General features: G+C 64.1%; 21 protein-coding genes and 2 pseudogenes. 12 read left to right on the plus strand and 11 right to left on the minus strand.

Going from position 1 to position 23,185, the window contains the following annotated elements:
• Window positions 1-987: multidrug effflux MFS transporter (locus tag EOD15_RS07290; RefSeq protein ID WP_127408396.1), on the minus strand; the 987-nt coding region annotated here is incomplete at its 3' end.
• A 187-nt stretch (window positions 988-1,174) separates the two neighbouring features.
• On the opposite strand from EOD15_RS07290, the gene EOD15_RS07295 reads away from it, so the two are divergent.
• From EOD15_RS07295 to EOD15_RS07310, 4 genes are all read left to right on the plus strand, one after another.
• Window positions 1,175-1,864 (plus strand): TetR/AcrR family transcriptional regulator, encoded by a 690-nt coding sequence (locus tag EOD15_RS07295; RefSeq protein WP_127321518.1) that lies wholly within the window; start codon window positions 1,175-1,177, stop codon window positions 1,862-1,864.
• Window positions 1,865-1,982: 118 nt separating this feature from the next.
• Window positions 1,983-2,519 carry an SspB family protein gene (locus EOD15_RS07300; protein WP_027160604.1) on the plus strand — a complete coding sequence of 179 codons (537 nt, stop codon included), beginning with the start codon at window positions 1,983-1,985 and terminating at the stop codon, window positions 2,517-2,519.
• A 16-nt stretch (window positions 2,520-2,535) separates the two neighbouring features.
• A complete protein-coding gene (locus tag EOD15_RS07305) occupies window positions 2,536-2,733 on the plus strand; it encodes a DUF4169 family protein (RefSeq protein WP_127321517.1) in 198 nt (65 codons plus the stop codon).
• Window positions 2,730-2,954, plus strand: a complete 225-nt coding sequence (locus tag EOD15_RS07310; RefSeq protein WP_127321516.1) for a ribbon-helix-helix domain-containing protein — start codon at window positions 2,730-2,732, stop codon at window positions 2,952-2,954. The genes EOD15_RS07305 and EOD15_RS07310 overlap by 4 nt, the downstream gene beginning before the upstream one ends.
• On the opposite strand, the pseudogene EOD15_RS07315 reads toward EOD15_RS07310, so the two are convergent.
• Window positions 2,951-4,755, minus strand: a pseudogene (locus EOD15_RS07315) (chloride channel protein). The gene EOD15_RS07310 and the pseudogene EOD15_RS07315 sit on opposite strands and share 4 nt — an antisense overlap.
• 157 nt (window positions 4,756-4,912) lie before the next feature.
• Between EOD15_RS07315 and EOD15_RS07320 the strand changes: the two are divergent.
• Complete coding sequence (locus EOD15_RS07320; protein ID WP_127271260.1) at window positions 4,913-5,350, plus strand: helix-turn-helix domain-containing protein; 438 nt, start codon at window positions 4,913-4,915, stop codon at window positions 5,348-5,350.
• Between the two features lie 23 nt (window positions 5,351-5,373).
• Here the strand turns inward: EOD15_RS07320 and EOD15_RS07325 are convergent, their stop codons facing one another.
• Window positions 5,374-5,622, minus strand: coding sequence for a hypothetical protein (locus EOD15_RS07325; RefSeq protein WP_281035554.1), 249 nt, complete (start codon window positions 5,620-5,622; stop codon window positions 5,374-5,376).
• An 18-nt stretch (window positions 5,623-5,640) separates the two neighbouring features.
• Here EOD15_RS07325 and pheT point away from each other — a divergent pair.
• Window positions 5,641-7,443, plus strand: a pseudogene (gene pheT, locus EOD15_RS07330) (phenylalanine--tRNA ligase subunit beta); the annotation flags it as partial.
• A gap of 78 nt (window positions 7,444-7,521) precedes the next feature.
• Here pheT and EOD15_RS37205 read toward each other — a convergent pair.
• Both EOD15_RS37205 and EOD15_RS07335 read right to left on the minus strand, forming a co-directional pair.
• Window positions 7,522-7,650 (minus strand): hypothetical protein, encoded by a 129-nt coding sequence (locus EOD15_RS37205; protein ID WP_281035279.1) that lies wholly within the window; start codon window positions 7,648-7,650, stop codon window positions 7,522-7,524.
• Between the two features lie 36 nt (window positions 7,651-7,686).
• Window positions 7,687-9,576 carry an autotransporter domain-containing protein gene (locus EOD15_RS07335; protein ID WP_127408397.1) on the minus strand — a complete coding sequence of 630 codons (1,890 nt, stop codon included), beginning with the start codon at window positions 9,574-9,576 and terminating at the stop codon, window positions 7,687-7,689.
• A gap of 515 nt (window positions 9,577-10,091) precedes the next feature.
• On the opposite strand from EOD15_RS07335, the gene EOD15_RS07340 reads away from it, so the two are divergent.
• The gene (locus EOD15_RS07340) at window positions 10,092-10,694 is read left to right on the plus strand and encodes a nucleotidyltransferase family protein (protein ID WP_127319119.1); all 603 of its coding nucleotides are present in this window, start codon (window positions 10,092-10,094) and stop codon (window positions 10,692-10,694) included.
• A 111-nt stretch (window positions 10,695-10,805) separates the two neighbouring features.
• On the opposite strand, the gene EOD15_RS07345 is transcribed toward EOD15_RS07340, so the two are convergent.
• Entirely contained in the window at window positions 10,806-11,801 is a 996-nt protein-coding gene (locus tag EOD15_RS07345) for an aldo/keto reductase (RefSeq protein ID WP_127319120.1), read from the minus strand.
• A gap of 96 nt (window positions 11,802-11,897) precedes the next feature.
• On the opposite strand from EOD15_RS07345, the gene EOD15_RS07350 reads away from it, so the two are divergent.
• From EOD15_RS07350 to EOD15_RS07370, 5 genes are all read left to right on the plus strand, one after another.
• A complete protein-coding gene (locus EOD15_RS07350) occupies window positions 11,898-12,788 on the plus strand; it encodes a LysR family transcriptional regulator (protein WP_127319122.1) in 891 nt (296 codons plus the stop codon).
• A 58-nt stretch (window positions 12,789-12,846) separates the two neighbouring features.
• Window positions 12,847-13,419 carry a cytochrome b gene (locus EOD15_RS07355; protein ID WP_127319124.1) on the plus strand — a complete coding sequence of 191 codons (573 nt, stop codon included), beginning with the start codon at window positions 12,847-12,849 and terminating at the stop codon, window positions 13,417-13,419.
• Between the two features lie 68 nt (window positions 13,420-13,487).
• Window positions 13,488-14,063: a YceI family protein gene (locus EOD15_RS07360; RefSeq protein WP_127328545.1), complete on the plus strand. Its 576-nt coding sequence runs from the start codon at window positions 13,488-13,490 to the stop codon at window positions 14,061-14,063.
• Between the two features lie 69 nt (window positions 14,064-14,132).
• A complete protein-coding gene (locus tag EOD15_RS07365; RefSeq protein ID WP_127321839.1) occupies window positions 14,133-15,119 on the plus strand; it encodes a Gfo/Idh/MocA family oxidoreductase in 987 nt (328 codons plus the stop codon).
• A 40-nt stretch (window positions 15,120-15,159) separates the two neighbouring features.
• Window positions 15,160-16,818, plus strand: a complete 1,659-nt coding sequence (locus EOD15_RS07370) for an FAD-binding dehydrogenase (RefSeq protein WP_127321840.1) — start codon at window positions 15,160-15,162, stop codon at window positions 16,816-16,818.
• A gap of 35 nt (window positions 16,819-16,853) precedes the next feature.
• Here EOD15_RS07370 and EOD15_RS07375 read toward each other — a convergent pair whose 3' ends face one another.
• The 5 genes from EOD15_RS07375 to EOD15_RS07400 all read right to left on the minus strand — a co-directional run bounded on the left by EOD15_RS07375 (window position 16,854) and on the right by EOD15_RS07400 (window position 23,138).
• The gene (locus EOD15_RS07375; protein ID WP_127321841.1) at window positions 16,854-17,792 is read right to left on the minus strand and encodes an alpha/beta hydrolase; all 939 of its coding nucleotides are present in this window, start codon (window positions 17,790-17,792) and stop codon (window positions 16,854-16,856) included.
• A 217-nt stretch (window positions 17,793-18,009) separates the two neighbouring features.
• Window positions 18,010-18,792 (minus strand): carnitinyl-CoA dehydratase, encoded by a 783-nt coding sequence (locus tag EOD15_RS07385; RefSeq protein ID WP_127270028.1) that lies wholly within the window; start codon window positions 18,790-18,792, stop codon window positions 18,010-18,012.
• Window positions 18,785-20,863: an acetate--CoA ligase family protein gene (locus tag EOD15_RS07390; RefSeq protein ID WP_127408398.1), complete on the minus strand. Its 2,079-nt coding sequence runs from the start codon at window positions 20,861-20,863 to the stop codon at window positions 18,785-18,787. The genes EOD15_RS07385 and EOD15_RS07390 overlap by 8 nt, the downstream gene beginning before the upstream one ends.
• Window positions 20,864-20,866: 3 nt before the next feature.
• Window positions 20,867-22,030, minus strand: a complete 1,164-nt coding sequence (locus EOD15_RS07395) for an acyl-CoA dehydrogenase (protein WP_127322328.1) — start codon at window positions 22,028-22,030, stop codon at window positions 20,867-20,869.
• A 4-nt stretch (window positions 22,031-22,034) separates the two neighbouring features.
• A complete protein-coding gene (locus tag EOD15_RS07400; protein ID WP_127322329.1) occupies window positions 22,035-23,138 on the minus strand; it encodes a carnitine 3-dehydrogenase in 1,104 nt (367 codons plus the stop codon).
• Between the last annotated feature and the right edge of the window lie 47 nt (window positions 23,139-23,185).

The raw sequence follows: 23,185 nt of genomic DNA on the forward strand, positions 1-23,185 counted from the left end.
GGCCAGCACCGAGGTGGTCGGAATGACGAGGCCAAGGAAGCCGTAGCCGACGAACAGCAGCGCCGCCATCACGTCGAGCCGGTCGACGCCCGTCGCCATGATCGCCAACAGCACCACCATCGTCGAGGCATAGCCGGTCACCGCGACACGCACCACGCGGCGCAGCCCAAAACGCTCGGCCAGCAGCCCGGTCAGCTGCGACATGCCGATGAAAGCCACCGCATTGATCGAGAAGAACACGCTGTAGACCGAAGGCGACAGCCCGTAATGGTCGATCAGAATGAAGGACGAGCTCGACAGATAGACGAAGAAGCTCGCAATGCCGAAGCCGGCGATCGCCACCAGGCCAAGGAAATTGCGGTCGCCCATCAGGAAGCGATAGCCGGCAAGCGCGGTTCCGAAGGAGGAACCGACGCGTTCTTCAGCCGGCCGCGTCTCCTTGAGCGAGGTTGCGAGCAGCACCGTGGCAAGGGCGGCCGCGCCCGTCACCGTCCAGAACACGGCGCGCCAACCGAAACTCTCGATGATCACGCTGCCGGTCAGCGGCGCCAGGATAGGCGACACCGAGAACACCAGCATCAGCAAGGACATCAGCTTGGCGGCCTCATTGCCGGTGTGCAGGTCGCGCACAATGGCGCGCGGAACGGCCATGCCGGCGCTGGCGCCAAGCCCTTGGAGGAAACGGAAAGCGATCAGCCATTCGATGGTCGGCGCCATTGCCGAACCGATGCCGCCAACCATGAACAGCGCAAGGCCGCCATAAAGCGGCAGCTTGCGGCCGACCATGTCGGAGATCGGCCCGACGACGATCTGGCCAAAACCCATGGACAGGAAGAAGATCAACAGGCTCATCTGCACGGCAGCGGTGCTGGCATGCAGATCCGCGCCGATCGACGGCAACGCGGGTAGATACATGTCGATAGCGAACGGGCCGATGGCGGACAACAAGCCGAGCACGACCGCGATGCGGAGGAATTTGGGACTCATGATAAAGGCTTCTTTCAAATCTGGTTGCCGCCGCAGGCGACGTCTAACCTAGGACGTTCCATCCCGTGAGATTCCGACACCTCAAGAGCGAATTCCATTCGTCTCTCTCACGCAAAATCCCTTTATCTTGTGTCCACAAATTTAGACACTCTTGTCTAAATCGTCAATCACCTCTATATAGTTTTTTATGAAGCTGCACGTTTCTCCTGACATTTTCCCGCCACGCGGCCATGAGGCCAAGCGCCTCTCGATCGTCGACTCCGCCGCCACCGTGTTTTGCCGCGAAGGTTTCGCCGGCGCCAACATCGACCTGATCGCCGCCGAAGCCGGCGTCTCGCGTCAGACCATCTACAACCATCATGGCGACAAGGAGAGACTGTTCGTCGCTGTGGTCCGCGACCTCACCGAACGCTGCAATGCCGGCATCTTCGCCACCATTGCCACCTTCCCCGACCAGCCGGGGGATCTCGAAGCCGACCTGATCGGCTTTGCCGTGCGCCTGAACCAGAACTGCATCTGCAACCGCGACGGAAAATTCCTGCGCAAGCTGATCCAGACCGAAGGCGAGCGCTATCCCGAACTGTTTGCCGAATGGCGCGAACAGGGTCCGGGCAGGACATGGCCAGCAATCGCCGCCCGCTTCGCCCGCCTCGCCTATGGCGGCCATCTCACGATCGAGGATCCCGACGTGGCGGCACGCCAGTTCCTTGGCCTCGTCAATGCCGAACTGCAGACCACCTTCATGCTTGGCGGCTCGCCTCGCGAGGACGAGGTGCTGCAATCCGCGACCAATGGCGTGCGCACCTTCCTGCGCGCCTTCGGCAAGCGCCGATCCGCGGCATCGTCCGAAAAGCAAAGCGCGCTCACCAGCGCCTGAGCGATCAAATCGCTGGCAATAGTCTTCGCTTCCGCGCGAGGGTGATCTATATGCGGTTTACGCCGCCCTCAAGCTTGATTACAGCTATGCGGACGATTCAACGGAACCCGACCGCCACATGGCCGACGACCACATCCGCTACGACATTCTGGCCCAGGAGGCGTTGCGCGGCGTCATGCGCAAGGTCCTGGCCGAGGTCGCGCGCACCGGCCTCCCCGGCAACCACCACTTCTTCATCACCTTCCTGACCGGCGCGCCGGGCGTACGCGTGTCTTCGCGGCTGCGCGAGCGCTATCCCGAGCAGATGACCATCGTCATCCAGTTCCAGTATTGGGACCTGAAGGTGACCGATACCGGCTTCGAGGTTGGCCTGTCCTTCTCCGATGTTCCGGAAAAACTCGAAATCCCGTTCTCGGCCGTGCGCGGCTTCTATGATCCCTCGGTCAATTTCGAGCTCGAATTCGACGTCAAGACGGATGGCGCGGCAGCCGAGGAACCGGCTGCGCCAACTCCGGAGCCGCTGACCATCGTCTCCGAGAAAAAGCCGAAGGCCGAGAAGAAGGCCGCCGCCGAGGCGGAGAAGAAGCCTGCGGCCGCGGACGCCGCCACCAAGGGCGCCGAAGTGGTCTCGCTCGACGCCTTCCGCAAGAAATAGGCCGGCGACTTACGCCGTGGCCGAAATCGTCAATCTCCGCCAGGCCCGCAAGCAAAAGGCGCGGGACGAGAAGGTGCGCGCCGCCGAACAGAATCGCGCGCTGCACGGCCGCTCCAAGGCCGAAAAAGAACGCGACCGCATCGCCGCCGACAAGAGTGAAAAATTCGTTGCCGGGCATCGTCGTGAAAAGCCCGGCGACCCTGACCACCTATGAGCCCGGTCGAAAAGCGTTCGGTGACCATTCGCGGCCACCGCACCAGCTACTCGCTCGAAAAACCCTTCTATGACGACCTCGTCGCGATCGCGGCGACCAGAAAGCTGACGCTCGCCGCGCTTGTCGCCGAAGTCGACGAGACAAGGCCCCGCGACACCAACCTGTCCTCGGCGCTGAGGCTCTATGTCCTCGAACGGGCGAAGCGGGGAACGAGTCTCTAAAGGCCCTCCACCACGTCTGCCTTCTTCCTGCGTCTGGTGCCGAAGCCAAGCAAGGTCGAACGTTCGCGCTCCTCGGCCTGTTTCCTGGACCGCACGCGCATCAAATCCTTCCAGCCGACATAGCCGACCAGCAAGGAGCGCCTTCGCGAGTGACGACGGGCAGATGAGAGACGTTGGCCGTCAGCAGCTTGTCGGAGAGGCCTTCGAGATATTCGTCCGGATAGGCCAGCGTCACCTTGCTGCCGGCCAGCAGTTCGCCAAGCGTGGTGGTGCGGTGCGTGCCGGCGCGTCTCCAGCGCAATATCGCCGGCGGATCGATGAGGCCCAGCACACGGCCGTGCTCATCGACCACCGGGAAACTCGGATGCCGTGTTTCCGGCGCTGTCAGGAATGCCGCAGCGCCATGCAGCGTCATCGTCGCCGGCACGCTTTCGACCTGTGGGGTCATCACCTCGCGCACCCTGGTCAGGGCGAAAGGGTCGACGCGGTATTCGCGAACCAGATGATGTCCCCTTCTGGCGATCTTTTCGGTCAGGATCGACCGCTTCATCAGAAGCACGGTGACGGCGTGCGCCGCGGCGCAGGCAGCAATCAGCGGCACCAGCATATGTGTGTTGCCGGTCAGTTCGACGGCGAAGAACGTGGCGGTCAGCGGCGCACGCATCGTGCCGCCCATCGTGGCGGCCATCGCCAGCAGCGCCCAGAAACCCGGATCCGCGGCAGGCAGAACGCCGGCGAGCACAGCGCCCATGGCCCCGCCCATGATCAACAGCGGCGCCAGCACACCTCCCGACGTTCCCGAGCCGAGCGCTACCGACCAGATGATCGCCTTGACCACCAGCAGCAGAAGGGCCGCGGTCGCGACGGTGCGGCCGTCCAGCATGTCAGTGATGTTGTCATAGCCGACACCGAGCGCGTGCGGTTCGATCAGCCCGCCTATGCCGACCACCAGGCCGCCGATCATCGGCCACCACATCCAGTGGATCGGCAGCTTCTGAAAACCGTCCTCGCAGGCATAGACCATCTGCGTCAGCAGTCCCGACAAAAGTCCTGCACAAACGCCGATCGCCACCCAGCCGGCAAGGCCGACAAAGGACACCTCCATGCCGCCCTGAAACGGAAAGATCGGCCCGGGCAGATGCAGCATGGTGCGCTCCACCTCGGCGATAACAGCCGCGGCCGCCACCGGGATGAAGCTGCGCGGGGTCCACTCGAAAAGCAGCAGTTCGACCGCCAGCATGATGGCTGCGATCGGGGTTCCGAACACCGTGGTCATGCCTGCTGCCGCACCAGCCACCAACAGCGTCTTGCGCTCGTTGTCGCTGACCGGCAGCATTTGCGCGATCAGCGAGCCGATCGCACCGCCTGTCATGATGATCGGCCCTTCGGCGCCGAACGGTCCGCCGGAGCCGATCGAGATCGCCGACGACAGCGGCTTCAGGATCGCCACCTTGGCGTCGAGTCTGGAACGCCCGAGCAGGATCGCCTCGATGGCCTCGGGAATGCCATGGCCGCGGATCTTCTCGCTGCCGAAGCGCGCCATCAGGCCGATGATCAGCGCGCCGATCACCGGAACGATGACGGCGGCGAGCCCAAGCGGCGTGTCCTGGAGTTTCAGGTCGGCAAGCGAGAACTGGCCGAAATAGGCGATGTTGGTGGCCAGCCGGATCAGCTTCAAAAGCGCGATGCCGGCAACCAGTCCGGCTGTCGCCACCACCACGGCAATGGCCGCGACGAGCAGCACCCTGGCGTCCGTGGTGAAATCACGCAGATGCTCCGGGTTCGAGTGAGGGGTCTTCATGGCGGGCTTTGCTTCCTGGCGGCGGGCCGAATGTGGATATGCGGCACGGTCGAAGCGGCCAGCCGGGCTTGTCGGCGGCTATGTATCGTAACACGATATAAATATTCAAGTCGGTTTCGCCCGAAATCCGTTTGAGCTTTCGCCGGAAAACGAACACATGTCTGATATGTCGCAGCCACAAAAACCACGCCCCGCCATCAGCCAGGCCGATTACCAGCGGCTGTCGGAGTTTCGCTATCTGATCCGCCGCTTCCTCGAATTCAGCCAGGTCCAGGCGGAAGACGCCGGCCTGACCCCGCGCCAGCATCAGGCGCTGCTGGCGATCAAGGGATTCCCCGGCGGCGGCCCGGTGACGGTTGGCGACCTCGCCGAGCGCCTGCGCATCCGCCACCACAGCGCCGTCGAACTGGTCAACCGCCTCGGCGAAGCTGGGCTGGTTACAAGGGATCAGGATAAGGACGACCACCGCCGCGTGCTGCTGCAGCTGACCGAGCGCGCCGACGATTGCCTGGCCGAACTGTCGGCGGTGCATCTCGACGAACTGTCGCGTATCGAACCGATGCTGCGGCGTCTGCTCGATCGAGATGGAGGGTAGTCGTATCGCCCAGAAAGCTCAGCCTACTGCAACGACTTCAGCAGATTGTCGATCGTGAACGGATTGGACTTCGGCTTGGCCGGCGGCGGATTGTCGTTGGCTTCCGGCAGCGGCGCACGCTCCACTTTCGGAGGCTGCTGCGCGGCCTTGCGTTCGGCCTCAAGCCTTGCCTTTTCCTGCGCCGCGATGCGCACCGCCTCTTCCGCCTTCTGCCGCTCCTGCTTGTCGACCTGCGCCTTGGCCGCCTCGTCGGCGGCGCCATCATGCCGCATGTCGGCAACGGCATGTGTCCGGTCAAGGTAACGATCGAAGCGCCGGAGCTCTGTCCCGGCTTCGCGCTCAGGCTGGTCAAGGGCGTCAAGAATGGGCCGTCGCCAAAATGGCTGCAGCAGCGGCTGATCGCCATCGGGCTGAGGCCGATCAGCGCGCTGGTCGACATCACCAATTACGTCACCTTCGACCGCGGCCGCCCGCTGCATGTGTTCGACGCCAGCAAGGTTGCCGGCAATCTCGTCGTGCGCCGCGCGCGCGATGGTGAAAAGGTGCAGGCGCTCGATGGCCGCGAATACACGCTGACGCCGGAAATGTGCGTCATCGCGGATGACAACGGCGTCGAGTCCATCGCCGGCATCATGGGCGGCGAGCATTCGGGCTGCGACGAGAACACATCAGATGTGCTGATCGAATCCGCCCTTTGGGATCCGATCACCACGGCGCGCACCGGCCGCACGCTCGGCATCATCACTGACGCCCGCTATCGCTTCGAGCGCGGCGTGGACCCCGAATTCATGGTTCCCGGCGTCGAACTGGCGACCAAACTGGTGCTCGATTTCTGCGGCGGCACGCCGACCGAAATGGAAGTCGTCGGCTATGCCGGCTATCAGCCGAAGATCGTTTCCTTCCCTCTTTCGGAAGTGAAGCGGCTGACCGGCATCGAGGTTCCCAGCGCGGGAAGCCTCGACATCCTGTCGCGCCTCGGCTTCAAGCCGGAGGGCTCGGGCGATGTCGTCAATGTCGCCGTGCCGTCCTGGCGCCCCGACGTCGACGGCAAGGCAGACCTGGTCGAGGAAGTCATGCGCATCCATGGTGTCGACAACATCGCACCGCAACCGCTCGGTGCGCATGACGCGGTCAATGCAAGGATCCTCACCACGCTGCAGGTCCGTACCCGCACCGCCAAGCGCGCGCTTGCCGTGCGCGGCATGATGGAAGCCGTCACCTGGTCGTTCATTCCGGCCAAGCACGCCGAGCTGTTCGGCGGCGGCCAGACCGCGCTGAAGCTCGCCAACCCGATCGCCGCCGACATGTCCGACATGCGGCCCTCGCTGCTGCCGGGCCTGATCGCTGCTGCCCAGCGCAATGCCGACAAGGGTATCGGCGACGTGGCGCTGTTCGAAGTCTCGGGCACTTATGAGGGCGACGGCGCCGACCAGCAACGGCGCGTGGCCGCCGGCGTGCGCCGCGGCACCGCCAAGCTCGACGGCTCAGGCCGCAACTGGGCCGGCAATTCAGGCCCGGTCGGCGTGTTCGACTCCAAGGCCGACGCGATCGCCGCACTGGAAGCCTGCGGTGCGCCTGTCGACCGGCTTCAGATCGAGGCCGGCGGCCCGGCCTGGTATCATCCCGGCCGTTCCGGCACGATCAAGCTCGGTCCGAAAACCGTGCTCGGCACCTTCGGCGAATTCCACCCGAAGACGCTGGAAGGCCTTGATGTTTCCGGGCCACTGTGCGGCTTCGAAGTCTTCGTCGATGCCGTGCCCGAACCGAAGGCCAAGCCGACGAAAACCAAGCCGAAACTGGAACTGTCCCCCTTCCAGGCGGTCAAGCGCGACTTTGCTTTCGTCGTCGACAAAACGGTCGAGGCCGGCACGCTGGTGCGCGCGGCGCTCGCCGCCGACAAGAAGCTCATCACCGCCGTCTCGGTCTTCGACATCTTCGAAGGCGCTTCGCTGGGCGAGGGCAAGAAATCGGTCGCCATCGAAGTGTCGATCCAGCCGGTTGAAAAGACACTGACCGACGAGGATTTCGAGGCACTGGCCAAGCGTATCGTCGAGAATGTCGGCAAGCAGACCGGTGGCGTTCTGAGGACGTAGCGCCCAAGGCGACTGAACTGTTAGCGATGGGGCTGCTCATCCGTCCACGGGACGGATGAGCAGCCGTTGCCGCAATGGTCAGAACCCGCCGCCGACCCTCAGGCCAAAGGCATGGCTGTAGCTGTCTTGAAAGCCGATTGTGCCGCGATAATCGAGCCCGATGGATAACCCTTGGTGCAGCAGCAGATCGGCGCCCAGGCCGATCATCACCTGGTCCCTCGCCAAAGGCTGCGTCTGGAAGCCCTAGACAAGGCCATCCGGACTATCCGCGTAGCGGATATCGACGCCGCTCGAGCCGGAGAATTCGTGAGTGTATGCAAACCGGAAGCGTGGTGTGAAGACGCCGAGGGCCACCGGCATGTCATAGCCGCCGGCAAGGCCAAGCGTGCCGCCGAAGCTGTCGACGCTCTGCTTGCCGAAGCTCAGCGAATAGATGCCTGCTCCGGTTTCGGTAAACGCGTCGAGGCTCGAAGAGGATGCCGTCAACCTGGCGAACGGAGTGAGTCGCAGCCCGCCGACGCGATGATCGAAACCGGCAGTCAGCGAGCCGAAAATCTGGTCGCCGTCACGCTGACCGTCGGCAAAGCCGCCAACACTTGTGACGAAGCGCTTCGAATAAAAGCTGAACGAACCGTAGCCGGCCAGGGCATCGAGAAACAGGTTTTCGGCCGGGCGATAGCTTGCATAGAGCGTCGCGCTGTAGGCCTCGCCGGAACTCTCGGTGCCATTGCCGCCAATGTCGCTGTCGTCGCTGGAGTAGCCGACGGCCAGACCGGCGACGAAACGGTCGTTGAAACGGTAGTCGATGCCGGTGGTCATGTTGATCGAAACGGAGTCCCGCTCCGCGCTATCGTCAGGCGAACTATGGCCGAGATCGATGTGGCCGCCGGCCCACAAGCCGAAGCCCAGCTTTGCCGCGTCGCCCCCACAATCGGATCCGTCTGGAAAGTCGACGCTGGCGGCATTGCCATCGGCGCCTTGGCCAGACAGTTCGAGCCCATTCGCAAAGGCCTTGCGGCACGCCTCGCTTCGCAAAGCGCCCATGCGATGGTTGATATTGTCTGTCTGCCCGGCGGCGAATTGCTGCACCGCTTGCGCCTGGGCATTGAGCAGCCCGGCGACCTCCGGATCGTCGGATGGGTCCGGCCGCGTGGTGACGGTTATGGTCACCGTGGCCGGATCGGAAACGCCGCCGGGGCCGGTCAGTGTGTACGTTACGATGACGGTGCCTGAAAACACCGGCGAGGACGCGAAGATCAGTAGGTAGTTGGGCGCGCCGGACAGCGTCGCCGTGCCGCCCTCGGCGGGGGCGCTGGACATGATCGCCGCGGCGCTGAATGGTTCGCCGGTAGCACCCGGTGTCAACGGCAGCGAAGCTGACATGCCGGCAACGATCGTCATGGTCAGTGACGGCGCCGTCGGTCGGGGCGCCGCAGCGATGTCCAGCGTATACTCGCCGTGGTCGCGATAACCTCGATGTTGAACCGCTCGAACAGCGCGCGCGATGGGCGGGCCAGTGGTGATCGCAAGCGTGTAGTCGCGTTCGCCGTTGTTGCCGACATGGTCCGTCGCCCGAATCCTGAAACTGTAGACGCCGGGGGGCGCTTTAACCGGCCCGGAGAGGACGCCGGCACTGCTGAAGGCGACGGGCATGGAGCCCGAAACGATCGAGAACGTAAAGGGGCCGCCAGCACCACCCGAAGCCGTCAGCGCCTGGCTATAGGGCTGGCCAATCTGCGCGCCGGGCAAGGCAGCTGGTGAAATGACGACCGGGTTGTCCGCGATCACGATGGTGTAGTCGTGTTCGCCGCTGTTGCCGACATGGTCTGTCGCCCGGACCCTGAAACTGTAGACGCCGGGGGCGGCTATCACTGGCCCTGAGAGGACGCCGGCACTGCTGAAGGCGACGGGCATGGAGCCCGAAACGATCGAGAACGTGTAGGGACCGCCAGCGCCACCCGAAGCCGTCAGCGCCTGGTTATACGGCTGGCCAATCTGCCCGCCGGGCAACGCAGCAGGCGAAATCAAGACCGGGTTGTCCGCGATCACAATCGTGTAGTCGCGTGTGCCGGTGTTGCCGACCTGATCTGTCGCCAGGACTCTGAAATTATAGGTGCCGGGGGCGGCTATCACTGCCCCGGAGAGGACCCGCCGCTGCTGAAGGAGACCGGCGTGACCCCCGAAGTGAGCGCGAACGTGTATGGCCCGCCAGCTCCGGCTGAAGCCATCAGCGTCCGATCATAGTGCTCACCAACTCTCCCATCCGGCAGCGTGGCCGGGGAAATCACGATCGGCTCCGCCGCAGCACTTGCATTGAGCGAGGCTGCGATCAGAACGCAGAAGGTCGCGGCAATCCAGAACCACTTCGCAGTCAATTTTGCCCTGTCGATCGGTCCTCTCGACGATGCTGCTGGCCAAACCGACGATATCTGCATGCCCAGGCTACTCCAGCCGGTGTGGAAAATTCCAATAGCAATCGTCCATGCCGGCAGATGGGCAGACGCGCATAGTCGTCAGATGACGAGGGTGGGGCTGTTTTAGGGCCAGGCCGAGCATCATGGTCCGGTCACGTTGCAATCTGGCCACATCTTTGGTGGCGCTATGGGCGAAGCATTGCGGATACTTGCCGAATCGCTCTCCAAAGGGCGATGGATCCTCTCTGCTATTCGGGCCTTCCTTTTGAAGAGCAGCGCGCGGCATTTCTCGCCATCGTGCTTGCCGACCCGCGGTTACGCGACGCGCTGGCGCGGGCTCGCACGCTCGACCTGCCGGACTGGCTGGTGGTTTCCGGCGCGCTCTACAACAGTGTTTGGAACCATCTGACCGGCAAGCCTTCGGGGTATGGCATCAGGGATGTCGACCTGTTCTACTTCGATGACAGCGACCTCTCCTACGAGGCCGAGGACGCCGTTATTCGCCGCGCGGAGAAGCATTTCGAAGGACTGCCGCTGCCGGTCGAGGTGCGCAATCAGGCGCGGGTGCATCTTTGGTATCCGCAGAAGTTCGGGCGGCCTTGCCCGCGCTATTCGAACGCCAGCGATCCCGTCTGCTATTTCGCGTCGAAGACGCACGCAGTCGGGGTTCGATACGATGCTGACGGGCAGCTGGTGTTGGTGGCGCCGTTCGGGCTGGATGATGTTTTTTCGTTCCGCATCACACCGAACCGGGTGATGGACAATCAGAAGACGCATGAGGCGAAGGGCAGACGCGCCCAGGAGTATTGGCCGGAGATCACTGTCGTGCCTTGGTAGGAAATGTCGGCAGGGCAGAGGGGGGCGCTTCACGCCAGCGTCTCTCACCTTTTGCACCGCGCTGCGTACGAAAAAGGGGCGCCCGGCGCCCCTTTCGCTTACTCGCAGTTTTTACCCATTCACCAGCGCCAGCAACTCCTCAGTATAGCGCTTGCCCATAACCTTGTTGGGCGACAGCGCGTCACCAATAGCCTGCACCTCGGCCGCGCTTAGCGCGATGTCCGCCGCCGCCGTGTTCTGCTCCAGATGGCGTATCTTGCGCGCGCCGGGGATCGGTACGATGAAATCGCCCTGGTGCAGCACCCAGGCCAGCGCCAGCTGTGCCGAGGTCACGCCCTTTTTAACAGCCAGCTTTTCCAAGGTGGCGATGACAGCGGCGTTGGCTTCCATCGCCTCGGCCTGGAAGCGCGGCAAGGTCCGGCGCCAGTCGCCGTCGCTCAAGGCCTCGGGCTTGGCGATCGTGCCGGTCAGCAGCCCACGGCCGAGCGGGCTATAGGGAACGAAGCCGATGCCGAGCTCGCGGCAGACGGCGAACACCTCGTCTTCCGGGTCGCGGCTCCACAGCGAATATTCGCTCTGCACGGCCGATATCGGATGCACGGCATGGGCCCGGCGAATGGTCGCGGCACTCGCCTCGGACAGGCCAAGCGCGCGCACCTTGCCCTCGCGCACCAGTTCGGCCATGGCGCCGACCGTATCCTCGATTGGCACGTTGGGGTCGACACGGTGCTGGTAGTAGAGGTCGATCACATCGGTGCCCAGCCGTTTCAGCGAGGCCTCGGCGACCGCTTTGACGTGCTCGGGGCGGCTGTCGACGCCCGCCATGCGGTCGAGGCCTGTACCTTCCTCCAGAATCCGGAAGCCGAATTTTGTCGCGATCGTCACCTTGTCACGCACCGGCTTCAGCGCCTTGCCGAGCAGGATCTCGTTCTCGAAGGGGCCATAGACTTCCGCCGTGTCGAAGAAATTGACGCCGATGTCGACGGCGCGGTGCAGCGTGGCGATCGCATCGGCTTCCGCTTGGCCGCCATAGGCGAAGCTCATGCCCATGCAGCCGAGGCCGACGGGGTAGACGTTCAATTCAGTTCCTAGCTTGCGGGTTTGCATAACGCGTCTCCTTGTTGCGATGTGGGAGAAATAGCGCCTTGCCTTGTGTTCGATAATTGGCTTTCATCCGCACGGGCTGTACTAAAAGATAGATCAATGAATCGAGCGCATCTTTCACAACTGGCGGTGCTGGCGACTGTCGCTCAATGCGGCAGCTTTCGCGGCGCCGCCAGGGAATTGGCCATCGCGCCTTCGGCGGTCAGCCATGCGGTGTCCAGCCTGGAGGCGCGGCTTGGCGTTCGGCTGCTGGCGCGCAGCACACGCAGCGTCGCGCCGACCGAAGAAGGTGCGCAGTTGCTGGAGCGGCTGCGGCCGGCGCTGTCGGAGATCGATCTGGCGCTGGAGACGGCAATCGAGACGCGCGACCGGCCGGCCGGCAATCTGCGCCTGACCGTGCCGCGCACCGCAGCGCATTTGGCGCTGACGCCACGGCTGGGCGCCTTTGCGTCGGCCTATCCCGACATCGTGCTGGAGATCGTCATCGAGGACCGCTTCACCGACGTGGTGGAAGGCGGCTTCGATGCTGGCGTCCGGCTTGGCGAGAGCCTGCAGCGCGACATGATCGCGGTGCGCATCGGGCCGGACCTTCGCGGCGCGGTGGTCGGCGCCCCGGTCTATTTCGAGGTCAACCCCAAGCCGCGCCACCCGCGCGACCTGGCCGGCCACCGCTGCATCCGCTTCCGCTTCTCCAGCGGCATCCTCTACCGCTGGGAGTTCGACAAAGGCCGCGAGACAATCGAGATGGCGGTGGAGGGACCGCTGATCCTCGACGAGGACCATCTGATCGCCCAGGCGGCGGTCGACGGCGCCGGGCTCGCCTTCGTCTTTGAGGACTATGTCCGCGCCCCGCTCGCCGACGGCAGGCTGATCCGCGTGCTGGAGGACTGGTGCCCGCCCTTCGACGGCTTCTTTGTCTATTATCCGAGCCGCCGTCAGATGCGGCCAGCGCTCAGGGCGTTTGTCGATTTCTTCAAGGTGAGTGGATAGAGCGGGCTCGCCCCTCCCCCTGGTGGAAGAAAACCGGCATCGCGGTCGTTCACCAACGATGCAAACATCGATCACCAACAGCACCACCCGCTATGGCTGGGGCGCGATCATTCTTCACTGGCTGATTGCGCTGATCTTCATCGGCCAGTTCGGACTCGGCTTCGTCATGGTGCGGGTGACCAGCCAGCGCACCGCCTTCGAACTGATCCAGCTGCACAAATCCTTCGGCTTCCTGCTGCTCGGCCTGATCATCCTGCGCATCGTCTGGCGCTGCGGCAATACAACGCCGGCGCTGCCGGGCTCGGTCGGGACTTTGGAACGTCGGGCGGCACCGTTGGCCCATTTTGCGCTCTACGCGTTTCAGCTTGCCTTGCCCTTGTCCGGCTGGGCGCTGGTGTCGGTCTCGATGCTGGAGATACCCAGCCTGCCGTTCAACCTGTTCGTCATGCCGAACCTGCCGCTGGCCGAATCGGATGGTGCCGAAAGCTTCTGGGCGGCGGCGCATTGGTATCTTGCCTATGCCGGCATGGCGCTTGTGGCTCTCCACGTTGCGGCGGCACTGCGGCATCACTTCCAGCTCAGGGATGGCGTGCTCATGCGCATGATCACGCCTTCGTCAGATCCGGAATAGAGCGAGCGGTTCATTCGTTCATGGAGTGAGGGCGCAGGAATGCGCTGCCTCCAACAAGGAACATCCCCATGTACACGCGCATTCTCGGATTTGCGGCGGTCGCCGCTTGCCTCGCCATGCCTGTTTCAGCGGCCGTCGCGCTTGGCGACGCCGCCGGCAGCTATTCGATCAGCCCGGCCAACTCCAGCATCCGCTTCTCCATCGGCAAGGTCGGCGGCGGCGGCCTGAATGGCGCCTTCGCCCGCTTCAAGGGCTCGATCCGCATCGACAACAGCGATGTCGGGCGCTCGCAGGTCAATTTCACCATCTTTCCCGAAAGCGTTGGCACCGGCCAGGGCCGTATCGATGCCTTCCTGCGCTCCGACGCGGTGTTCGATGCCGCCAACAACCCGGAGATCCAGTTCCGCTCTACCAGCGTGACCCGAACCAGCGACACCACGGCCCTCGTCAGCGGCCGGCTGACGGCGCGCGGCAAGACGTTTCCGGAAAAGTTCACGGCCGAGCTTGGCGGTCTCAAGGCCGGGACGATCAAATTCCATGTCACCGGCAAGGTGCTGAGGTCGCGCTACGGCATGGATGTCGGCACGCCAATCTATTCCAACATCGTCGACTTCGACATGACGCTGACCGGCAAAAGGGGCTGACCCTCGTCATTGGCTTTTCCGGCGATTTCGGGCAAACCTCGTTGCCTGTAATTGTGATGGAGAAGCCTGATGTTCCGATGGGGTGTGTTGTCGACGGCCAAGATCGGCCGCGAGCATTTGTTGCCGGCGATGGTCGAGGCGGAGAACGGCGTGCTGTCGGCGATCGCCAGCCGTGACCTGTCGAAGGCCAAGGCGCTGGCCGAGCGCTTCGGCGCGCGCCATGCCTTCGGCTCCTATGAGGAACTGCTTGCCTCCGACGAGGTCGATGGCGTCTACATCCCGTTGCCGACCTCGCAGCATGTCGAATGGGCGGCCAAGGCCATCGAAGCCGGCAAGCACGTGCTGGTCGAAAAGCCGCTGGCGCTCGACGCCAAGGACATCCTGCCGCTGATCAAGCTGCGCGACCAGAAAAAGGTGCTGGTCTGCGAGGCCTTCATGGTCATCTACCACCCGCAATGGATCAAGGTACGCGACCTCATCGCCAGCGGCGCCATCGGCCGGCTGCGCCATGTGCAGGGTGCCTTCTCCTACTACAATGTCGACCCCAGCAACATGCGCAACCAGCTCGACCTCGGCGGCGGCGCGCTGCCCGATATCGGCGTCTACCCGACCGTGTCGACGCGCTTTTCGACCGGCAAGGAGCCGCTGCGCGTGCAGGCGACGATCGAGCGCGACAAGACATTCGGCACCGACATCTACTCCTCGATCCGCGCCGATTTCGGCGACTTCGAGCTGTCCTTCTATCTGTCGACGCAGATGGCGGCGCGCCAGGTGATGGTGTTCCACGGCGAGAAGGGTTTCATCGAGCTGTTCTCGCCTTTCAATGCCGGGCTTTACGACCACCACCGCGTCGAACTGCACAACCAGAACCACACCGAGGCGCAAGTGTTCCGCTTTCCCGGCACGCAGCAATACCGGCTGGAGGTCGAGACCTTCGCGCGTGCGGCACAGGGCGGCAAGGAGCGCGTCTTCACGCTGGAGGAATCCGTGCTCAACCAGAAAGTCATCGATGCCATCTTCCGCGCCGGCGGCAAAGAAGGCTGGGAGACCGTCTGACCCCTTGCATTGAAGTAGCCGGCTAATTCTGGGGGGAAAGATGGCTGACGATGCGGACGTGATCATTGTCGGCGCCGGTCTTGCAGGGCTGGTTGCCGCCGCCGAGCTTGCCGAGGCCGGCAAGAAAATCATCATTGTCGACCAGGAGCCGGAGCAGTCGCTGGGCGGTCAGGCGTTCTGGTCGTTCGGCGGCCTTTTCCTCGTCAATTCGCCCGAGCAGCGGCGCATGCGCATCCGCGATTCGCATGACCTGGCGTTGGAAGACTGGCTGGGCACCGCGGCTTTCGATCGGCCGGAGGATTTCTGGCCGCGCAAATGGGCGGAAGCCTATGTCGGTTTCGCCGCCGGCGAGAAACGCTCCTGGCTGATGCAGCGCGGCCTGAAAATCTTTCCTGTGGTCGGCTGGGCCGAGCGGGGCGGCGGCAATGCAATCGGCCACGGCAATTCGGTGCCGCGCTTTCACATTACCTGGGGCACCGGCCCCGGTGTGCTCGAACCGTTCGCCCAGCGCGTGCGCGAGGCCCAAAAGCGCGGATTGATCAGTTTCAAATTCCGCCACCGCGTCAATGAACTGACGCGGACGGGTGCTGTTGTGACCGGTGTGCGTGGCGACATCCTGCAGCCCAGCGATGTCGAGCGCGGCCACAAGAGTTCGCGCGAAATATCAGGCGATTTCGAGCTTCACGCGCAAGCGGTGATCGTCGCCTCCGGCGGCATCGGCGCCAACCATCAACTGGTGCGGGAGAATTGGCCCAAACGGCTGGGCGCCGCACCGAAGCGCATGATCACCGGCGTGCCCGATCATGTCGACGGCCGCATGCTGGCGATCACGGAACGGGCCGGCGGTTCGGTCATCAACCGTGACCGCATGTGGCACTATGTCGAGGGCATCAAGAATTGGGCGCCGGTCTGGACCGATCATGCGATCCGCATCCTGCCCGGCCCGTCATCGCTGTGGCTCGATGCGCGCGGCAAGCGCCTGCCGGTGCCGCTCTATCCCGGTTTCGATACGCTGGGCACACTCAGCCACATCATGAGCACCGGCTTCGACTATTCCTGGTTCATCCTGACCAAGAAGATCATCCAGAAGGAGTTCGCGCTGTCGGGCTCCGAGCAGAACCCCGATTTGACCGGCAAGAGTTGGCGCCAGGTGCTCGGCCGCGCCACATCGGGCATTCCGGGTCCGGTCAAGGCGTTCATGGAGAAGGGCGAGGATTTCATCGTCGAGGCCGACTTGCCGACGCTGGTCGCGCGCATGAACGCGCTTGCCGGCGGCGAGCCGCTTCTTGAGGTAGCCCAGGTCGAGCGCGAAATGCGCGCCCGCGACCGGCAGCTCGACAACCCGTTCTCCAAGGACATGCAAATCACCGCTCTGCGCGGGGCGCGCGCCTATCTCGGCGACCGGCTGATCCGCACGGCCAAGCCGCACAAGATGCTCGATCCGGCAAACGGCCCGCTGATAGCGGTGCGCCTCAACATCCTGACCCGCAAGACGCTGGGCGGCCTGCAGACCGATCTCGACAGCCGCGTGCTGGGTGCCGATGGCCAGCCGGTTGCGGGACTCTACGCCGTCGGCGAAGCCGCCGGTTTTGGCGGCGGCGGTGTGCATGGTTATGCGGCGCTTGAGGGCACCTTCCTCGGCGGCTGCATCTTTTCCGGCCGCAGCGCCGGCCGTGCGGCGGCCGCTTCGGTGGGATGAGCCGGGGCCGGTCGGTCCTCAGAGTCCAGCCGCGATCACCAGCGCCAATCGCCCTGTCCAAGCGCGGTCACCGCATCGACGATCCGGGTGAAGCTTGCGCGGGCGCGGCCGACCGTGTGCCGGCCTCGGAGATAACCATGCACCAGCCCCGTTTCCTCGAACCAGGTTGCGCGTCCGCCCGCCGCCACGACCAGGTCGCGATAGGCCTCACCATCCGACGACAACGGGTCGCACTCAGCGGTGATCAGCACAGTCGGCGGCAGGTTGGAGAAGTCGGTGTCGGCGAGCGGCGACAGCGTGATGTCCCCGGTCCTATCAACGCCGCCGGTGCGGATATGCTTGTAGAATTCGAGATCGCGCACGGTCAGCATCGGCGCTTCGGCGTGCTTGACAAAGGAGCCTTTCGAACGGTCTCCGCCGAGACCGGGATAGATCAACACCTGGCCGACCGGCCCTTTCGAACGGTCACGCGTGGCGTGACTGACGGCGGCGCAGAGATTGCCGCCGGCGCTGTCGCCGCACAGCACGATAGGATGATCGCGATTGGCGGCGGCCCATTCGAAGGCGCTCATCGCATCGTCGAAGGCCGCCGGATGCAGATGCTCCGGCGCCAGCCGATAATCGACCGAGACCACCTCATAGCCGGTGCGGGCACAGAGCTCGGCGCAGACATCGTCGTGGCTGTCCAGCCCACCGAGGATGAAGCCGCCGCCATGGACATAGAGCACCGTCACCGCAGCTTGCTGTGCGCTTCGGTAGGTACGGATCGGGATATCGTGCGTGGGCGTCGCAATGGCTGAGGTTTCGACAGCGACGCCTTCGGGATAGCCGGCAAAGAATTCGCGGCACATGCGGTCGTAGATCTCGCGCTGCTGCGCGATCGTGTAGTCGATCGTGTCGGGCGGATAGTAGGAATTGGCCCGCTCTATGAACGCCCAGGTCTCGGCGTCGATGAGGGTTTTGTAATCGGTCATGGGTGCTGGAAAGGCGCCCAAGGCTGAGCCAGGGCGCCCCCCTCTGTCCTGCCGGACATCTCCCCCTCAAGGGGGGAGATCGGATGTTGCGAAGGCTTTCGCCAACCTTCTGCGTCGCAAGAAGAGTGCAGAGATCGAAGCTGCCAATCTCCCCCCTTGAGGGGGAGATGGCCGGCAGGCCAGAGGGGGGTAAGCGCCATCGTTCCGGCGGTATCCACTACTTCCCCTTCCAAACCGGCTCACGCTTCTCCGCAAAAGCGCGAAAACCCTCCATGCCATCCTCGGAGCCGTAGAGGGCATCGACCGTCGGCAGCTGGCGGCGGGTCACCTTGTTCATGGCGTCCTGGAAGGTCAGCGCCTCGGCCACACGCGCGGTCTCCTTGATCGCTGCAAAGACCAGCGGCGGGCCGCCTGCGAGCAGCCGGGCGATCTCCCAGACACGGTCCTCGAGCTTCTCCTTGGGCAGCACTTCGTTGACCAGGCCCCAGCGATGCGCCTCGGCCACATCCATCCAGCGGCCGGTCAGCAGAAGGTCCATGGCGACATGGTAGGGGATGCGCTTCGGCAGTTTGATCGTTGCCGCGTCGGCCAGCGTGCCGGCGCGGATTTCGGGGAGCGCGAAGGAGGAATGATCGGAGGCATAGATGAGGTCGCAGGACAGCGCCAGCTCGAAGCCGCCGCCGACCGCCATGCCGTTGACGCAAGCGATCACCGGCTTGTTGAGGTCGCGCAATTCTTGCAGCCCGGCAAAGCCGCCGACGCCATAGTCGCCATCGACGGCATCGCCGCCGGCAGCGGCTTTGAGGTCCCAGCCGGCACAGAAGAACTTGTCGCCGGCGGTCTTGACGATGGCGACGCGCAATTCCGGATCGTCTCGGAATGCCTTGAAGGTCTCGCCCATCAGCCGAGAGGTCTTCAGGTCGATGGCGTTGGCTTTGGGCCGGTCGAGGGTGACCTCGAGGATGGTGCCCTCGCGGCGGGTCGAAATGACGTCAGACATTCTTGTTCTCTCCCAGCACCAGCAGTGCGTCGGCGATCCAGGCGCCCTTGCCTTCGCTGCAGACGATCAGCGGGTTGATGTCGAGTTCCTCGATCTCACCGGCATTCTGCTGCACGAAGGCGGCAATGCCCGAAATGGCATCGATGGCAGCCGCGACATCGGCTTTTGGCCGGCCGCGATAGCCCTCGAGCAGCGGGAACAGTTTCAGGCCGCGCAGCGCCGCCTCGATATCGTCGCGCGTCGCCGGCAGCATCAGCGTGACGCTGTCGCGCAACAATTCGACCAGCACGCCGCCGGTGCCCAAGGTCATCACCGCACCGAACATCGGGTCGCGGGTGAAGCCGACGATGAGCTCGGCGACACCGTCGCGCACCATGCGCTCGACATAGAGCCCGGTGCCGAGCGGCAAGAGGTCATGCGCCGCGGTGCTGACGGATTCGGCATCCCTGAGGTTGAGCCTGACGGCGCCAACTTCGGATTTGTGGCTGACGCCGAGCGCCTTCAGTGCGACGGGAAAGCCGAGCGCCATCGACGAAATCACCGCCTCGACCGCATTGGCGGCCCGTTCGCCTTTCGGCACCGGCAGGCCGGCCTTGATCAGCCGCGATTTTGCTTCGGCCTCGTCGGGCGTGACATGGTCGCCACCAGGCGCACCGGCAGCAGAAGTGTCGATCGGCTGCGCCTGCGGTTCGGCCCAAGCCCAGCCGATGAAGGCCGCCGCCCCGGCGGCATCCATGGCTTCCGAAATGCCGAACAACGGCACCATGCCGCGCGCCATCAGTTCGGCGGTGTACTCCTCCGGCAGGTTTTCCGGCAGCGACGAGACGATCGCGCCATGCGCCTTGTTGGTCTTCAGCGCCGATTCGAAGGCGCGCAGCGTCGCCCACCAATCGGTGACCGAACAACGATCAGGTCGCGGAAAATCCAGCACCAGCATGTTGAGGTCGAAACCGCCCGACACCATGGCGGTGAAGGTGGCGGTCATCGCCGGCTCGTTGTTCCAGATGAAGGTGTGATAGTCCAATGGATTGGCGACCGCGACCAGCGGCCCGAGCGTCGATTTGACATGGGCGCGGTGGCTGTCGGTCAGCACAGGGAAATTGACCCAGCGCCCTTCGGCGCTGTCGGCCATGACAGACGCCTCGCCCCCGGAGCAGCTCATCGACGACAGCCTATAGCCGGGCAAGGGTCCGGTGATGTGCAGTAGCTTCAACGCTTCGATGAAGGCGGGGATCGAATCGACACGCGCAATGCCGAGCCGCCGCAGGAACGCCCCTGAGGCCGCGTCCGAGCCGGCCAGCGACGCGGTATGCGAGACGGTCGCCTGCCTGGCCTGTTCGGAACGGCCGACCTTCATGGCGATGATCGGTTTTTTCAGCTCGCGCGCCCGTGCCGCCAGCCTCTCGAAGCCGGCTACCGAATCGAAAGCCTCGATATGCAGGCCGAGCGACGTGACCCGCTCGTCCTCGATCAGGCCGAGCGCCATTTCGGACAGGCCGGTCTGCGCCTGGTTGCCGGCGGTCATCAGGAAAGCGATCGGCAGGCCGCGTTTCTGCATCGTCATGTTGATGGCGATGTTGGAGGACTGGGTGATGATGGCGACGCCCTTGCCGCCCTCGGCCAGTCTTATGCCGCCATGCTGGTCGGGCCACAGCAGCGCGCCGTCGGCATAATTGATCAGGCCGTAGCAATTCGGCCCGATGATCGGCATCGAGCCGGCTGCCGCAACCAGCTCGGCCTGCAGCCGCTCGCCATCATCGTCATAGGCCTCGGTTTCGAGGAAGCCGGCGGCAAAGCAGACGGCGCCGCCGGCGCCGCGCTCGGCCAGCGCCTTGATCACCTCGATGGTCAAATGCCGGTTGACGCCGACAAAGGCAGCATCGGGCGCGCCCGGCAGGTCAGCCACCGAACGATAGGCCTTGCGACCGGCGACCTCATCCTTGGTCGGATGCACCGGCCAGATCTCGCCGGCAAAGCCCATCTTGATCGATTGCGCGACGACGGCCGCGGCCTGCGCACCGCCGAAGACGGCGATCGATTTCGGCCGCAGGAGACGCTCAAGTTTATGCATATGTTATGCCCCGAACGGACGCAGCAGCGCCCTTGAAATAATGTGGCGCTGGATCTCTGACGTGCCTTCCCAGATGCGCTCGACGCGCGCGTCGCGCCAGATGCGCTCCAGTGGCAAATCGTCCATCAGTCCCATGCCGCCATGAATCTGGATCGCCTCATCGGCAACGTATGCAAGCATCTCGGTGGCCTTCAGCTTGGCCATGGCCATGTCCTGGTCGGTGACGGTGCCCTGATCGTACTTCCAGCCGGCTTCGAACACCATCAGGTCGGCGGCCTTCAATTCGGTCGCCATATCGGCAAGCTTGAACGATACGCCCTGGAACTTTCCGATCTGCTGGCCGAACTGCTGGCGCTGCGCGGCATATTCGACGGCATGGCCAAGCGCCCGCTCGGCGCGGCCGAGGCAAGTGGCGCCGACCTGCAGCCGGGTGGCGCCGAGCCAGGAATTGGCGACGTCGAAACCCTTGTGGACTTCGCCCAACACTTGGGCGGCGGGCAGCCGGCAATCGTCGAATTCGAGGATGGCGTTGGTGTAGCCGCGATGCGAGACGTTGCGGTAGCCATCGCGGACGGTGAAGCCCTTCGTCCCTTTGTCGACGAAGAATGCGGTGATCTTCTTGCGTTTGCCGCGCGGCGAATCCTCTTCGCCTGAGGCCATGAAAACGATGGCAAAGTCGGCGAGGTCGGCGTGGGAGATAAAATGCTTGGTGCCGTTCAGCACCCAGTCGTCGCCGTCCTGTACGGCGGTCGCCTTCATGCCGCGCAAATCGGAGCCTGCGCCCGGCTCGGTCATCGCCAGGCAGTCCCATTTCTCGCCGCGGATGCAGGGGAACAGATATTTCTCGCGCTGCTCCGGCGTGCCGGCCAAAAGGATGTTGGACGGGCGCGCCACACAGGTCCAATGCAGCGCGTAATTGGCGCGGCCGAGTTCCTTTTCGTAGAGCAGCCAGGTCACGGTATCCAGGCCGGCGCCGCCGACGTCGGCCGGCATGTTGGCGGCATAGAGCCCGGCCTCGATCGCCTTGGCCTTGATTTCCTCGATCAGGTCGCGGCGCAGCACACCGGTGCGCTCGACCTCGCGCTCATGCGGATAAAGCTCGTTCTCGACGAACGCACGCGTAGTCTCGACGATGAGCCTCTGTTCCTCCGACAGCCCGAAATCCATGCTCTCAGCCTTTCTTCTTGCCGGTCTTTTTCTTCGGCTTCTCGGCTTTCTTCACCGGCTTCAACGCCTTGGCCTTCTCGGCGGCCTTGGAGGCCGTAGGTTTCTTCGCTGCCAGCTTGGCGAGCTGCCTGGTATAGTCCTTGTGCAGCGCGCCCGCGCCCCAGCCCTTGCCTTTGTTCTGCTTCGACAGCGCGTCCATGATGGCGACCAGATTGTCGTCGCGGATTTTTTCCAGCTCACGGATCGACAGCCCATGCGCCTGGTCGTCCGACTGCGTGGCGATCAGGTCGACCAGTTCGTCGTTGAACTCCGGCACATCCATCAGCTTGGTCCATGGCCATTTCAGGCAGGGCCCGAACTGCGCCATGAAGTGGCGCATGCCGGCCTCGCCACCGGCGACGCGATAGACCTGGAACATGCCCATCTGCGCCCAGCGCAGGCCGAAGCCGTAGCGCATGATGTCGTCGAGTTCCTCGACCGTGCAGATGCCGTCCTTGATCAGCCACAGCGCCTCGCGCCATGCCGCTTCGAGCAGGCGGTCGCCGACGAAGGCCTCGATCTCCTTGCGGATGACGACCGGCTTCATGCCGATCGAGGCATACATCTCCTTCGCGACCTCGATCGCCTCGGGAAAGGTCTGCTCGCCGCCCACGATCTCGACCAGCGGCAGGAGATAGACCGGGTTGAACGGATGGCCGACGACCAGCCGCTCCGGATGCTTCTTCATCGCCACCTGCATGTCGGTTGGCTTGATGCCGGAGGTCGAGGAACCGACAATCGCATTGGCCGGCGCGTGGGTATCGATCTCGGCGAGCACCCGGTGCTTGAGGTCGAGCCGTTCCGGCACGCTTTCCTGAATGAAATCGGCATCGGCCACTGCCTCGGCGATGGTCTTGGCAAAGGTCAGCTTGCCCTCTTTCGGCAAACCGCCGGGTACCATCTGCTTGTAGGCGCGGCGCGCGCCCTTCATCACTTCGCCGACCTTGCGCGACGCCTCGGGATCGGGATCGAAGATCGACACGTCGATGCCGTTGAGCAGCAGCCGCGCCACCCAGCCGGCGCCGATGACGCCGCCACCGATGGCGGCTGCCTTGTTGATGATGCTCATGCGGAAGCTCCGGTTCTGGTCATGGCGGTTTTGGGGTCTATGAGCGG

Source organism: Mesorhizobium sp. M7A.T.Ca.US.000.02.2.1 (assembly GCF_003996995.1).
Lineage (GTDB): Bacteria > Pseudomonadota > Alphaproteobacteria > Rhizobiales > Rhizobiaceae > Mesorhizobium.